10 protein-coding genes, 1 tRNA gene, 1 pseudogene and 1 riboswitch are annotated in these 14,358 nt (G+C 43.4%); of the genes and pseudogenes, 7 read left to right on the top strand and 5 right to left on the bottom strand.

Annotation, left to right across the window (positions count from 1 at the left end; all coding sequences use genetic code 11):
- Positions 1-47 precede the first annotated feature (47 nt).
- Positions 48-1,100, bottom strand: a complete 1,053-nt coding sequence (locus tag D3H55_RS00150; protein WP_119544788.1) for a class I SAM-dependent methyltransferase — start codon at positions 1,098-1,100, stop codon at positions 48-50.
- A gap of 168 nt (positions 1,101-1,268) precedes the next feature.
- Here D3H55_RS00150 and D3H55_RS00145 point away from each other — a divergent pair.
- From D3H55_RS00145 to D3H55_RS25420, 4 genes and pseudogenes are all read left to right on the top strand, one after another.
- Positions 1,269-1,341, top strand: a tRNA-Ala gene (locus D3H55_RS00145).
- Positions 1,342-1,520: 179 nt separating this feature from the next.
- Positions 1,521-1,612, top strand: a riboswitch (cyclic di-GMP riboswitch).
- Positions 1,613-1,790: 178 nt separating this feature from the next.
- On the top strand, positions 1,791-3,632 hold the full coding sequence (locus D3H55_RS00140) for a nitrilase-related carbon-nitrogen hydrolase (RefSeq protein WP_119544787.1): 1,842 nt from the start codon (positions 1,791-1,793) through the stop codon (positions 3,630-3,632).
- A gap of 29 nt (positions 3,633-3,661) precedes the next feature.
- Positions 3,662-4,804, top strand: a pseudogene (locus tag D3H55_RS25425) (HAMP domain-containing protein); the annotation flags it as partial.
- Positions 4,778-5,746, top strand: a complete 969-nt coding sequence (locus D3H55_RS25420) for a methyl-accepting chemotaxis protein (RefSeq protein ID WP_420808723.1) — start codon at positions 4,778-4,780, stop codon at positions 5,744-5,746. The pseudogene D3H55_RS25425 and the gene D3H55_RS25420, both read left to right, overlap by 27 nt.
- A gap of 101 nt (positions 5,747-5,847) precedes the next feature.
- Here D3H55_RS25420 and D3H55_RS00130 read toward each other — a convergent pair whose 3' ends face one another.
- Positions 5,848-6,846: an inorganic phosphate transporter gene (locus tag D3H55_RS00130; protein ID WP_119544785.1), complete on the bottom strand. Its 999-nt coding sequence runs from the start codon at positions 6,844-6,846 to the stop codon at positions 5,848-5,850.
- Positions 6,847-6,861: 15 nt separating this feature from the next.
- On the bottom strand, positions 6,862-7,479 hold the full coding sequence (locus D3H55_RS00125; protein ID WP_119544784.1) for a DUF47 domain-containing protein: 618 nt from the start codon (positions 7,477-7,479) through the stop codon (positions 6,862-6,864).
- A gap of 324 nt (positions 7,480-7,803) precedes the next feature.
- Here D3H55_RS00125 and D3H55_RS00120 point away from each other — a divergent pair, with 324 nt between their 5' ends.
- Positions 7,804-9,168 (top strand): TrkH family potassium uptake protein, encoded by a 1,365-nt coding sequence (locus D3H55_RS00120; protein WP_436967324.1) that lies wholly within the window; start codon positions 7,804-7,806, stop codon positions 9,166-9,168.
- On the top strand, positions 9,165-9,293 hold the full coding sequence (locus tag D3H55_RS25120) for a hypothetical protein (RefSeq protein ID WP_276310188.1): 129 nt from the start codon (positions 9,165-9,167) through the stop codon (positions 9,291-9,293). The genes D3H55_RS00120 and D3H55_RS25120 overlap by 4 nt, the downstream gene beginning before the upstream one ends.
- Positions 9,294-9,486: 193 nt before the next feature.
- On the opposite strand, the gene D3H55_RS00115 is transcribed toward D3H55_RS25120, so the two are convergent.
- A complete protein-coding gene (locus D3H55_RS00115; RefSeq protein WP_119544783.1) occupies positions 9,487-10,203 on the bottom strand; it encodes a Crp/Fnr family transcriptional regulator in 717 nt (238 codons plus the stop codon).
- Between the two features lie 188 nt (positions 10,204-10,391).
- Positions 10,392-11,273, bottom strand: a complete 882-nt coding sequence (locus D3H55_RS00110) for a TetR/AcrR family transcriptional regulator (protein ID WP_119544782.1) — start codon at positions 11,271-11,273, stop codon at positions 10,392-10,394.
- Positions 11,274-11,454: 181 nt separating this feature from the next.
- Between D3H55_RS00110 and D3H55_RS00105 the strand changes: the two genes are divergently transcribed.
- Entirely contained in the window at positions 11,455-12,984 is a 1,530-nt protein-coding gene (locus tag D3H55_RS00105; RefSeq protein ID WP_119544781.1) for a DHA2 family efflux MFS transporter permease subunit, read from the top strand.
- The last annotated feature ends 1,374 nt before the right edge of the window (positions 12,985-14,358 follow it).

Here is a 14,358-nt window from a genome sequence, read left to right as displayed (position 1 = left end):
AAGTAGACGAAGATGAAACGGAAATGTTACATAAAAGAAAAATAACCTCAACGGGCTTTTGCGATTATACCATTATGAACTTTGATGAACCCGGATTTAAGGATGTCCAAACCGTTTTCATACATATATAACCCCATTTGTTCGACCGTCATCAGTTCCCGGTAAGTATGATTCATAACATCTGCAAAAATATTGTAATAGATTCGTGAACGCAATTGGTTCCGTGGTGTGGTCATGACAACATATCCATTCGGTTTCAGGAATTTGCGGTGCCAGTCCACCACTTCAGGTTTATATTCGTCCGGAAAATGCTCAAGAAGCCCGACTGACAGGACAATATCGAATTCCTTTCCATACGGGAGGTTCCGGATATCATCCACAACATATTCAATATTCAAGTCATCCTTATAATATATTTTTGGCTGGCCTGTTTGAGGATTTTCACCGAGAAATGGATAGGAGTCCGGAAAATGCTCAAACCTTGTTGTCTTGCAGTATTCATCATAGTCGACCATCACCACTTTTGCACCGGGATACATAGCGGCAAGCTGCATAGCTTCATACCCTTCCGCTGCCCCAAGGAAAAGAATCCTCGGTTTAGAAACATCCATTCCTTCAAAGAGGGTCCTTTTCCCACGCGGGTCCCAGATTCCATCCTGAATACGATGGACATAATTCCATAGTTGAATACGGACGACATCGCCAAGGGCAGATTTGATTTCTCCAGGCTTGAAGGATTTCAGGCTGGCAAAGAACTTTTCTTTTTCCTTCTGCTGCTCATGCGGAATATCTTTTGAGAACCATTCATGAAAGGACTTGTTGAAGTACTGCCAGGAAGTATGTGCGCTCATGGGCTTGCCGTGCTCTTGTTCATATTGATGTCTGTCTGCAGAATAATTTTTCACCTCAAAGGGCCGGCCCACATCTTTCCAGGACAACATGGACCAGTCACGGACGGTATCCACCTTAACAAATTTGTTATATTCCTTCTCTGTAAAGTTTCGAAGATCCATACGGTAATTCCCTTGCATCTCGCTTTTTCCAATATATGACTCATCAAACGGCCTGGTCTCTTCCGGCAGCAGTTCAGCTTGCAGCATATGATCCTCCTATTGATATCTGAATTTTCTTTCATTATAAAAGGAATGGAAAGCGTTTACAATATGGAATGTAGAACAATACATTCCAAAGTGAAAAAAAATTGATAAAACCACTTGCTAAAATAAAGTAAACTTTATATAATAATAAGCGTCGCAACATTATATTAAGGGGCATTAGCTCAGCTGGGAGAGCGCTTCGCTGGCAGCGAAGAGGTCAGCGGTTCGATCCCGCTATGCTCCATACCAAAAGCACAGTCAAAATGGCTGTGTTTTTTTGTTGTCTTACAAATAAAGGTTAAAGGAATATTCGCAATTTAATTACTTTTATTTCTATACAAAAACATCTTGTTATAAAAGTGGTTCTTTTGTAACATATATTTTGGTTGGTGTGAGTCTTAACTCACCCATTTAATAACGAAGTGACGATAAAGGCAAACTTATCGAAAGGTAAGGACGCAAAGCTATGGGTCTAAAATCCTGTTCAACAGGGTCATGATTGCCAGGTTGCCGAATAGCCAGAAAAGCGGCTGTTCCTTTATTGGGATACGGCCGCTTTTTTGTTTGCCCTTATTTAAAGGAGGATGGAGATTTTTGTAATTATGCTTTTCAAGAATGAAATGTTGTTCACTGAAGCCCTGAGTTAATTTTATAAATCAATCATTACAAAATGGAGTAAAAAGAGGAGTTTATATGAAGAAGAAGCTGTTAGTTTTTATTATACTTTTATTTTCTGTAGTATCTGTCGGCGGTTACTACTGGAATCAAGAAAATTCACGTGTCGAAGCGAAAGAAGATAAGAAAACAGAAAAGATTGAGGAACCGTTTAAAGTTGCATCTGTTCAATTCAACCCCATTCTTAATGAGCGGGATAAAAATGTTGAAGAGTTACTGAAGATTGTGGAAGAAGCATTTCAAAATGGAGCCAGGCTTGTAGTAGCTCCGGAGATGGCTACGACGGGATACTACTATGCAGATCGTGCAGGCATTGAACCGTTTGTTGATTCAATCCCTGGAAAGACAACCAAAGCTTTCGAGAAGCTTACGAAAAAATATGATTCATATATTGCATTTGGAATGGCTGAAGTGGATGAAGAGACAGACATCTATTACAATTCAGCTGCTTTGGTAGGACCAGATGGTTACATAGGAAAATATAGAAAGACACAAATGTGGGAAACGGAAATGCATTGGGCAGCTTGGGGAGACCTGGGTGTGCCAGTATTCGACACTGAACTTGGAAAAATAGCCATCAATGTTTGCATGGATTCTGCTTATTACGAGACTGCCAGATTGGCAGGGATACAGGGAGCGGAAATCCTGGCTTTTCCGACGAACTCTTCAGCGCAGGCCATTTCTGCTTTGCCGGCAAGAGCCCAGCAAAATGGAATGTATGTCGTAAGTGCGAACCGCTCCAATACGGAAAACGGCTTTCATATGATCGGAGGAAGCGCCATTTGGTCTCCTGAGGGAGAAAAGCTGGCCGAAGCTGCAGTCGTCATGACACCTGAAGAAGATATCAACGAACCAACAATCACGTATGCAAGCATTGATCCGAAAAAGTACGACAATGAGAATAAAGAAGCTTTGGAAAGCCGCAGGCCGGAATTATATAAGGAACTATTGCAGCAGGCAGCACCTTGGGATTATACAAAGAATACAACTTCCCATAAGGTTACAGCAGCAGCACTTCAATATGAGCCTTTAATCGGAAATAAGGAAAGCAATAAAGAAAAAATCAAAGACCTGATCAAGGGGGCAAAGAGAAAGAATCCTGATCTGAACATGGTTGTTCTTCCGGAACTTTCGTTGACTGGGCCTGTAGATGGTTTGAAGAAAAAAGCCATTAAAGCTCTTGCAGAAACAGCTGATGGTGAATCAGAAGAATTTATCGCCGATCTATCACGACAGTTTGATATTTCAATCGTATTCGGCTTCATCGAACAAGATGGGAAGGCGTTATATAACTCAGCTATGCTCGTTTCCGAAGATGGTTCCACCGCAGGACACTATCAAAAGACCCATTTGAGTGAAGAAGATAAAAAGTGGGCTTCTGCAGGTGACGAGCTGCCAGTATTTGAGACCGAAAGTCTGGGTAAAATTGGAATACTTATCGGCGAGGATGCAGAATACCCTGAGGCTTCAGGAGTTATGGCTGTTAAACGAGCAGATATCATTGCAATCCCATCGGCTTGGAATGGACAATTCGGCGGGAAAATGGAAATCAATAAAGTGGTATCAGCCAATGAGTATCCTGAAGGGGCTATGGTCACTTGGGATGCAGTAGCCATCGGTGCACAAGCTTATACGATTGTATCTAACTTTATTGGTACAGAGCAGAACTTCTTAGGCGGAAGCAGTCTGTATACATTGGACCCTCTATACGCCCTTGACCAGCCTGTCGTTGCATCAGACGATACAGAACAGGCATTGGTAGTTGAATTTGAGACGATCCAGCCTGAGGCTTGGTTCAATCAGGAACTGCTGATTTTGTCAAGAAAACCTGCGTACTTCAAGCCGCTTATTCTAGAATAATATACTGCAAGAAAGGACAGGCTAACTGAATGCCTGTCCTTTCTTCCCGGAAGGATATAATGATGAAAAAAATTAAGTTCTCCTTTAAATCAAAGCTGTTAATCTATTCTTTGCTGCTTTCCCTGCTGCCTATGGCTCTAATCGGTTTCTTTGTGAATAATAGAGTAAGTGAAACAACTAAAGAAGATTACATCAATTTCAGTGAACGAGAAATCAATCAAGTGGATAATGCGATTTCAATGTACTTTGAATCCATCAGGGAGAATGTCCTGCTTCTTGCAACAAACCCATCAGTAATAAAAGCGGATGATAGTGTGACATCCTACATGAACGCCAGCGGGGGAGATTCTATCGAAATGACTCCTTCTAAAAATGGTGATGTGGAAAAAGCGATATTTAATGTCTTCTCCCAGTTTGGAGCCACGCACCCAAATGCTGCTTATGTTTATATGGGAACTTCCGATGGTGGATACATCCAATATCCGGAAGGGCCGACCAATCCTGGTTTTGATCCCAGGGAGAGGCCATGGTATGGAGCAGCTATGGAACAGCCTGGTGAAGTAAGATTAACAAGCGCTTATGCCGCTACTGGACAGGATGGAATCATCGTAAGCAACGTGGCAGCGATTGAAGTAAATGGAAAGGAAAACGGGGTGCTTGGCCTTGATGTCAGTTTGGATGGATTAACAGATATAATCAAAGACATCAAGATCGGTGAGAATGGATACGTTATCCTGACTCAAACAGACGGGACAATCTTAGCAAATCCACATAACCCTGAATTGAATTTCCAGCCAATCGCAGAGATGAATATCCCTCAATTGAAGGATTTAAGTGAAAATGGGACTTTCGAGGCTTCTATCGATGGAAAAGATTATCTGCTGAATACAGTGGATTCGGAAATCGAGGGGTGGAAATATGTAGCTGTGGTAGAACAAAAAGAGCTGGCTGCCACCGCTGATAACATACGAAATGCGATTTTGATTATTGGGGCAATTGCCGCGGTCATTGCTATAGTCGTTTCCGTATTTATGAGTTTACGAATAACAGGCAATATCAAGAAAATCAGTAATCTCTCAGTTGCGATGGCGGATGGGGATCTCACACAGCGTGTAGATGTCCGCTCCAATGATGAAATTGGCGAAATGGGTGAAAACTATAATACAATGGCTGCGAGCTTGAGAGGCTTGATTGCCAAGATTTCGGATGGATCACAGCAGCTGTCAGCTACTTCTGAGGAACTTGCTGCAGGGTCTATTCAAAATCAGGAAGCGGCAGGCCAAATCGCTGTGTCCATTCAAGGGGTAGCTGCTGGCACCGATGATCAGAAATTGGCAATGGAAGACGCGGTTGAAATTATTACCGAAGTTTCCAGAAGCGTAGATGATGTAACAGTAAGCATGAGAACGGTCAGTGATTCAATCAATTTATCTGCAGAAACAGCTATACAAGGTACAAATGTGGTCAAGCAGACGGTGGAACAGATGAGTGAAATTGACCGCCATGTTGCTTCATCTGCCGAGAAGATAAGTGAATTGAGCGAGAAATCAAACGAGGTAAGCCACATCAGCCTTATGATTCAGTCCATTTCTGAACAAACAAACCTTCTGGCGTTAAATGCTGCAATCGAGGCAGCAAGGGCAGGTGAACATGGAAAAGGCTTTGCGGTGGTAGCGGAAGAAGTGCGTAAGCTTGCTGAGCAATCGAATCAGTCTGCACTGCAAATAAATGATATTGTAAGTGATATAAAAAGTGGCATTACTGAATCGATGGTGATGGTCACGAGGGGTTCCGAGTCTGCTAAGGCAGGTTTGCAGTTTGTAAATGAAAGCGGACAGGCATTTGGAGAGATCAAGGATTCTGTCCTGCATGTATCATCAAATATTACAGATGCGGGTGCTGCAATGGATGAAATGAAAAAACGCATAGTGGAAGTGGTATCTTACATAGATAATGTTTCCAAAACATCCTTGGAAGTGAATGACCATTCCCAGACTGTAGCAGCATCCTCTCAGCAAATGAATGCCTCAATGGAAGATGTATCTTTCGCAGCCAAAGAATTAGCAAAGATGGCCGTCGAATTGGAAGAAGTTATTTCCCAGTTCAAACTGTAGGAAGCTGTACAAAAAATACCGGTTCAGGATAAACAATAAAAAAGGTCTGTCCTTCCGTCTTCATGACGGTAGGACAGACCTTTTTGCTGGTGAAGAATCCATCAAAAGAACAAATTTAAGATGGAGTAAATGATGGCAGCCAGGGAAGCTGATATCGGGAGCGTAATCACCCAAGTGATCAGCATCCTTTGAGCCGTTCCCCATTTCACACCTTTAACACGGTGAGCCGAACCGACACCCAGAATGGAAGAGGAAATGACATGGGTTGTACTGACAGGTAAATGAATGGCAGTAGCTCCGAAAATGACTGCAGCTCCAGTCAGGTCGGCAGCCACGCCATTGACGGGACGGATCTTCATGATTTTCCCGCCGACGGTCTTGATGATTTTCCAGCCTCCGATGGATGTTCCAAGACCCATGGCGAGTGCACAGGAAAATTGAACCCATGTCTGGATATCTTCAGAAGTCTGGTAGTTATTGACGATTAAAGCCATAGTGATGATTCCCATTGCCTTTTGAGCATCATTGGTTCCATGTGTAAATGATTGCAGCGCAGCTGTCCCGATTTGGATGAATCGGAAGTTCCGGTTTGTTTTCGCCAGGTTGCTGTTCTTGAATACAACTTTGAAAATGCTGTAGACAATAAAGCCGATGACGAAAGCAAGGATCGGCGAAAACAGAAGTGCCTGGATGATTTTGATGAATCCTGTGTAGTTCAATGCCGAAAATCCCGCTGCGGCGATGGCCGCCCCTGCAATAGAACCGATCAGGGCGTGGGAGGAACTGCTTGGAATCCCGTAGTACCAGGTGATAAGGTTCCAGGCAATCGCAGCAAGAAGTGCCGCCAGGATGACCGTTGTCCCGTTTTCAAGAGTGAATGGATCGACAATGTCCTTGGTGATCGTCTTTGCTACTCCGGTGAATGTCATCGCTCCGACGAAATTCATCCCGGCTGCCAGGATGATGGCGTGTCTGGGCTTGAGCGCTTTTGTTGAGACTGATGTGGCTATGGCATTGGCAGTGTCATGAAATCCATTGATGAAATCAAATGCCAGGGCCGCGGCCACTATCAGAATGGTCAAGATTAATATAGTATCCATACCTGATTAGGCTCCTTACGCATTCTTCATGATAATGGCTTCAAAAGTATTGGCTACATGCTGGCAATAGTCGGCCACTTCTTCAAGTTCTTCGTAAATTTCTTTATATTGGATGATTCGAATCGGATCTTTTTCTGTGCTGAACAAATGCTTGATCGACTGTCGAAGAATACCATCACACTTTGATTCCAATTCTTTGATTTTGACAGCATGTTCATGTATCTGCGGCCATTTCTTTGTTGACAACATTTTAACCGCAGCCTCGATTTCATCACTGCTTTCACGGATTGCTTCCACAAATTTCAGCATGTATTCGTCTGCTTGAGTGACATTGTACATTTCAAACATGGCAGAGGTATGCTCCAATCCATCCAGAACATCGTCCATACTCATAGCCAATGCGAGGATGTCTTCGCGTTCGATCGGTGTGATGAAGACTTTATTTAGATCCTTGATCACTTCATGAACATAACTGTCACCTTTAGTTTCTAGTTCTTTCATGTGGGTCGAGAACGTTTTTAAGTCACTGGCATTCTTAATTTTATAGTCAGCAAAATAATGTGCTCCGTCCTTTAAGTTAACGGCGATATTGCTAAGTAGAATGGCGAAGTTGTCTTTTTTCTTGAATACCATTCGATTCAAACCTCCAGAAAATCTCAATTTTATTGCTAGGCTAATAATAGCGTATGTTGTCGAAAAAAGGTAGATGCAATTGAAAAAAACCTTTGGAAAATCCACCTATTTTTTGGGAACTGGACTTGGTTGTCTATTCCCGTTTTTATGGATTGAAATCCTTCTGCTTTTGTAAACATGGCTGCAGGTCCTTTGTCTGTTTGCCCGCTTTGATCATTATCGGCGGTGAAAGAACCAAGCCTCGTTTTTATTTTTCATTGGTAGTGTTAAAATATAAAAAAGGTATTCTATAAAGAGTATTTATATCTTTCCGAAGGTCGTGTAATGATGAATGATAGAAGAAAATTAGATAAATTAAGAAGAAAGTTATCGTCTGTACAGTTGATTGTTTTATTTTATTTATTGGCTGTGGCTGTCTCGACCATCCTGCTGAGCCTTCCGGGTGTACACAAGCCTGGTGCAGAATGGTCATTCATAGATGCTGTCTTTACTGCAGTCAGTGCCATTAGTGTAACGGGGCTTACAGTCGTATCGACAACTGATACTTTCAGTGTCCCTGGTTATTTTGTGCTGGCTTTCATATTGCAATTCGGCGGTATTGGCATCATGACCCTCGGTACATTCATTTGGCTCCTCTTTGGCAAGAAGATCGGCTTGAAGGACCGCCGCCTGATTATGACCGACCAAAACAGGTCCACCTTCTCAGGGCTCGTCCAGCTGATGAGACAGATATTAATCATCATTATCAGTATTGAGCTGCTTGGGGCGCTTATCCTGGGTATACACTTCCTGCATTACTTCCCTACTTGGCAGGAAGCTTTCTTACAAGGTTTTTTCGCTTCTGTAAGTGCCACCACGAATGCTGGTTTTGATATAACAGGAACATCTCTTGTGCCGTTTGCGGATGACTACTTTGTCCAATTTATCAATATTGACTTATTGATACTTGGTGCCATTGGCTTTCCGGTCCTTATCGAAATAAAAGATTTCATAAAAAGCGGGGGGAGTTCCCACTACAGGTTCACATTGTTTACAAAATTAACGACCCTGACGTTCTTTATCCTGATCCTGGTCGGTACAATTCTTATTTACTGGTTTGAAAGAAATCATTATTTCTTGGGGAAATCCTGGCATGAGTCATTTTTCTATTCATTATTTCAATCGGTCTCCACTAGGAATGGCGGACTGGCGACAATGGATGTCAGTGAGTTTTCGAACCCCACCCTGCTGATCCTCAGCGGGCTGATGTTCATCGGGGCATCACCGAGCAGTGTAGGGGGAGGTATCCGTACGACGACATTTGCCATCATGATCTTAAGCATTTTCTTCTATGCGAAAGGTAAAGACACCATTAAAGTGTTCGGGAGAGAGGTAGATCCAGAGGATATTCACAGGTCGTTCATTGTCATTACTACAGCTGTAATGATCTGCTCCTCGGCAGTTATTCTGCTTACATATATTGAGCCTTCATTCAGCATCATGCAGATTATCTTCGAGGTCTGCTCGGCATTCGGAACCACAGGACTATCGATGGGCATCACGGCAGAACTGAGCACCGCTGGAAAATGGATCATTATTGCCTTGATGTTCATAGGAAGGATTGGAATCTTATCTTTCTTATTCTTGATCCGGGGCAATACAGCTAAAGAATCCTATCACTATCCTAAGGAGAAGGTGATCATTGGATGATGAGCAGTGAAAGCAGAAGTCATATCTTGGCATGGATGTTTGCGGGGTTTGTGACAATGAAGCTGGCCTATTATGTAATTGCTGCAGGATCAAAAGGTGTTGCATGGATGGACAAACACCACTAGTTTTAGGTGATCACAGGTATCGTTTGTTTTGGAGTGACAGGGACGATAGATGAGCTGTTTTTAAAAAGTGACAGGTAAGGGATCCAGGGTTGAAAAAGCGGAAGGCAGCGATTGCTGCCTTCCGCTTTTTATGATTATGCAGGGTGAGGGGGGCAATAGAAAACTGCCCTGTATACACACAAGGCAGCTGTATTTAGTCGATATTGCATATGCTGATCGGGCAATCCTCACAGCCGATTTCATTCTTAAGATACTGTAAGTCCTTCACAATGATCTTTCCATCAGCAGTTGCTGAAATGACGTCTTTCTTCTTTAATTCACTCAGCATGCGGTTTACGCTTTCCCTGGTGGCGGCGCAAAACTTTGCAAACTCCTGATTGGTAAGGTGTATATCAATCAGGATGCCCTCGCCGGTTTGTACACCATAACTATTGGTGAAGCGGATCAACGTAGAGTAAAGCGCCCCTTTTTTACCGTTAATCATCAAGTCCCTGATCTTGGATTGATTCTTGCGCAGATGTGTACTGATCCACCTCATGAATTCGAACGTCAAGGCAGCATTTTGAATCAATTCAGCTTCAAGGCTTTCCTTTTTTATCACAAGCACTTCACTGTCAGCAAGGGACAGGGCGCTGAGCATGTACTTTGCATCTGTTGAAAATAAGGTCAACTCTCCTATGATATCATCCGCTTTGCATATCCTCATATTCAATTCCCTTCCGTCACTAGTCAGTTTGCTGATCTGGAAGAGCCCTGTTTTTATCAGGTACAGTTCGGCGGCATCCCCGCCTTCCTGGAACAAAAATGTATCGGCCTGCACTTTTTTGAGGGTACCGATGGATACAAGCAAATTCTTTAATTCATCTGATATTAACTCCATGTCACTTATTCTGATTGCCTTCTTTTCCATGGTATATTCACTCCGCCCTGTGGGGTAATCAATGCCGTGCTTCCGAAAAACAATTCAGTTGGTGACTCATTCATCTCACTGACTTTAAAGTATCATGTTACATTTCGATATACAATAGACTTTGTGAAAGAAGTTTGGCAAATTTATTCATAAAAAAAGTCCCTCGCAGATAAGCAGGGGACAACTTGTTAGTTCATAATTTTTTTGATTAACTCTTCAAGCTTTTCAAAATGCGCTTCCTCGAATAATTCTTCTCCTTCTTTTAATGCAGTGAAGGCACTTTCGACGATATACCGGCGCGGGGTTTTGCTATGAAGCAGCTCTTCCTGTATGAAGTCCAGAAGTTCTTCGTATTTCATTTGTTCCCCGGTATCGGTGAGCTGCTGTTTCAAGAAGAAAACTGTATGATGAAGCTCCTGTCTTGCATCTGGAGCACTTGTTTGATATTCAGGGAACCACACTTGAAGGAGTTCTGGCCTGAACAGCGGCTTGCTGCCTTTTTCCATTTCCTCTGCTATATTGATGATGCGGTCGACACTGTAATGGACCACGCGGTGAAGACCTGCAGTCGTATTATTCACCATGGAATAGTAGCGGAGATTATGATGCAGGATCCCGAGAAACGTGATGGCGAGGTCCAAGAGATAAGGTCTCTTACTTTCCCCGAAGATATCCAGGAAACGTCCATGCAGCCAGTAGATCATCTTCAACTGCCCTCTTTTGACCGAATTCTTCAGGTCCTCATCCTTTGACATCATGACTTCTTCAAAAAGGGGGATCAACTTGTTTTCCTTATTTTCAATCATTTGAATTTCAATCTGCTTGATGAAAATCCTTATATCGGAAGGATCTTGGCTTATAAGTAAGTCGTTTCTCTTCTGTTCGATTTCACTGTATATCGATTTGAAAAGTTCGATCAGCAATTCGTTTTTTGAAGAGAAATAATTATAGAACGTCCCTTTTGAAATGCCGCTATAGTCCAGAATGTCCTGAATGGATGTTTGCTGGAATCCTTTTTCAATAAACAGTCCATGTGCTTTTGAAATCACATGCTGTTTTCTTTTATTCATTCCTTTTCCTCCTGACTATACCGCCTGTATAATCCTGATAATAACCTAGTATCAAGGATTCCACAAACTTTTTTTAAAAAATATAAATTTCCAATTGAAATTTTTGTACCGATGGTATATGATATATCTTGTTTAAAATGACAGTACAAAAAAATGAACTAACAGTACAGGGGGAAAATAAATGGAAAGTACAACAAAAAACGTACGTCCTCAATATGGGATACTGGCTGTCCTCATGGTCGGAGCCTTTATCGCATTTCTTAATAATACATTACTGAATATCGCCCTCCCATCCATCATGATGGAACTTGAGGTCGAAGCATCTACGGTACAGTGGTTGACAACCGGCTTCATGCTGGTGAATGGAGTGTTGATTCCGACAACCGCTTTTCTTATTGAAAAATATTCGGTCCGCCGCCTATTCCTTGTAGCGATGAGCTTATTCACAATCGGTACAGTGCTTGCCGGGGTTGCCCATGTATTCCCGGTTCTGCTTGCCGGACGTATGATCCAGGCATCTGGAACAGCAATCATGATGCCGCTGTTGATGAATGTCATGCTAGTCAGCTTCCCTGTTGAAAAACGCGGGGCAGCTATGGGTGTATTCGGTTTGATCATGATGGCTGCACCAGCAATCGGTCCGACACTCTCCGGCTGGATTGTAGAAAACTATGACTGGAGAATGCTTTTCCACTTCGTAACACCGATTGCGATAATCGTACTTTTACTCGGTTTCTTCCTATTGAAAGATAAAAAAGAGAAAGTGGATATCAGGCTTGATTTCTTGTCTGTAATCCTTTCAAGTGTTGGATTCGGAAGCTTACTATACGGCTTCAGTTCAGCAGGCACAAAAGGATGGGATAGTCCATGGGTTTATGGGATGATTATTTTGGGTGCAGTATCATTGGTGACCTTCATTCTTCGCCAATCGAAGCTTGACAGACCGATGCTCAACTTCCATGTCTTCAAATACCCGATGTTCGCCTTGTCTTCTTCCATCACAATGGTTGTCAATATGGCGCTATTCTCTGGTATGTTGATGATTCCGATCTACGTGCAGACGATTCGCGGGATTTCTCCTTTGGATGCCGGCCTGCTTATGCTTCCTGGTGCTCTTGTCATGGCTGTCATGTCACCAATCACAGGAAAGCTGTTTGACAAATTCGGCGGCCGTGTTTTGGCTACAAGCGGTTTGCTGCTGACAGTTGTCACTACGTATCTATTCAGTAAGCTGACACAGGATACTTCTTACACAAACTTAGTCGTTTTGAACGCCATCAGGATGTTCGGTATGTCTATGGTCATGATGCCGGTTTCAACAAACGGCCTTAACCAGCTTCCAAGACGTTTTTATCCTCATGGTACAGCTATGAACAATACACTGAATCAGGTTTCTGGTGCGATCGGTACCGCTTTGCTTATCACTGTCATGTCCAATCGTACGGTTACTCACACAAAAGAATTGATGCAGGACGCAATGAAAAATGCGACTGGGCAGCCTTCTGAAGCAGCAATGGCTCAGATGCAGCAGCAGATTACAATGGAGGGAATGCTGCAAGGGATCAATGATGCATTCCTGGTTGCTTCCGGTATCGCAGCAGTGGCTTTGATCCTTGCCTTCTTCATCAAGAGATCAACACCAGCGGAGGATCCTATGGAGGAACTTCCAGTAAATAAAAAAGTTGCAGCTGAATTGGCTGCCGGAAAGTAAATAAATGCAGTCTCAGACTGAAAAAGGACGGTTCCCTGTTTGAATAGGGGAACCGTCCTTTTTATTATGAATTCTGCCCTTACAAGGGCAAATATGCCGAGATGAGATACGAAATTAGAAGAAAACCATGCCCTTTGAGTTCCTGATGCAGCCATGAAGGGGTACGAATGAAAGAGGATCGTGCTCTTAAAGGTCGTGTTGCAGGCATGAAGGGGTATGAATAGAAGAGAACCATGCTCTTAGAGGTCCATATGCAGGCATGAAGGGGTATGAATAAAAGAGAATCGTGCCCTTAGAGGTCGTGTTGGAGGCATGAAGGGGTATGAATAAAAGAGAACCATGCTCTTAGAGGTCCATATGCACCATGAAGAGGTACGATAAAGAGAGAAGCATACCCTTAGAGGTCCCGAAGCAGCGATGAAGAGGCACGAATAGAAGAGAAACATGCCCTTAGGGGGCGCGTTGCAGGCATGAAGGGGTATGAATAAAAGAGGATCGTGCCCTTAGAGGTCCATATGCACCATGAAGAGGTACGATAAAGAGAGAAGCGTACCCTTAGAGGTCCCCAAGCAGCGATGAAGAGGCACGAATAGAAGAGAAACATGCTCTTAGAGGTCCATATGCAGGCATGAAGGGGTATGAATAAAAGAGGATCGTGCCCTTAGAGGTCGCGTTGCAGGCATGAAGGGGTATGAATAAAAGAGGATCGTGCCCTTAGAGGTCGCGTTGCAGCCATGAAGGGGTACGGGAAAGAGAGAAGCGTACCCTTAGAGGTCCCGAAGCAGTGATGAAGAGGCACGAATAGAATAGAAACATGCCCATAGAGGTCCATATGCAGGCATGAAGGGGTACGAATAAAAGAGGATCGTGCCCTTAGAGGTCGCGTTGTAGGCATGAAGGGGTATGAATAAAAGAGGATCGTGCCCTTAGAGGTCGCGTTGTAGGCATGAAGGGGTATGAGAAAGAGAGAAGCGTACCCTTAGAGGTCGCGAATCAGTGATAAAGAGGCACGAATAGAATAGAAACATGCCCATAGAGGTCCATATGCAGGCATGAAGAGGTACGAATAAAAGAGGATCGTGCCCTTAGAGATCGCGTTGTAGGCATGAAGGGGTATGAATAAAAGAGGATCGTGCCCTTAGAGGTCGCGTTGCAGCCATGAAGGGGTACGAGAAAGAGAGAAGCGTACCCTTAGAGGTCCCGAAGCAGCGATGAAGAGGCACGAATAGAAGAGAAACATGCCCTTAGGGGGCGTGTTGCAGGCATGAAGAGGTACGAATAAAAGAGGATCCGTGCCCTTAGAGGTCCCGAAGCAGCCATAAAGAGGCACGAATAGAAGAGAAATAGCCTTTATGCACCTAATCTCTCTCATGA

Origin of the sequence: Bacillus salacetis (assembly GCF_003581585.1) — a bacterium.
GTDB classification, from domain to species: Bacteria; Bacillota; Bacilli; order Bacillales; family Bacillaceae_B; genus Rossellomorea; species Rossellomorea salacetis.
This window is presented reverse-complemented; position numbering and strand designations above follow the sequence as displayed.

Bases quoted from the DNA above. Each gene is read 5' to 3' on its own strand.
- D3H55_RS00150 (WP_119544788.1), bottom strand. From the start codon at position 1,100: ATGCTGCAAGCTGAACTGCTGCCGGAAGAGACCAGGCCGTTTGATGAG.
- D3H55_RS00140 (WP_119544787.1), top strand. From the start codon at position 1,791: ATGAAGAAGAAGCTGTTAGTTTTTATTATACTTTTATTTTCTGTAGTA.
- D3H55_RS25420 (WP_420808723.1), top strand. From the start codon at position 4,778: ATGGGTGAAAACTATAATACAATGGCTGCGAGCTTGAGAGGCTTGATT.
- D3H55_RS00130 (WP_119544785.1), bottom strand. From the start codon at position 6,846: ATGGATACTATATTAATCTTGACCATTCTGATAGTGGCCGCGGCCCTG.
- D3H55_RS00125 (WP_119544784.1), bottom strand. From the start codon at position 7,479: ATGGTATTCAAGAAAAAAGACAACTTCGCCATTCTACTTAGCAATATC.
- D3H55_RS00120 (WP_436967324.1), top strand. From the start codon at position 7,804: ATGATGAATGATAGAAGAAAATTAGATAAATTAAGAAGAAAGTTATCG.
- D3H55_RS25120 (WP_276310188.1), top strand. From the start codon at position 9,165: ATGATGAGCAGTGAAAGCAGAAGTCATATCTTGGCATGGATGTTTGCG.
- D3H55_RS00115 (WP_119544783.1), bottom strand. From the start codon at position 10,203: ATGGAAAAGAAGGCAATCAGAATAAGTGACATGGAGTTAATATCAGAT.
- D3H55_RS00110 (WP_119544782.1), bottom strand. From the start codon at position 11,273: ATGAATAAAAGAAAACAGCATGTGATTTCAAAAGCACATGGACTGTTT.
- D3H55_RS00105 (WP_119544781.1), top strand. From the start codon at position 11,455: ATGGAAAGTACAACAAAAAACGTACGTCCTCAATATGGGATACTGGCT.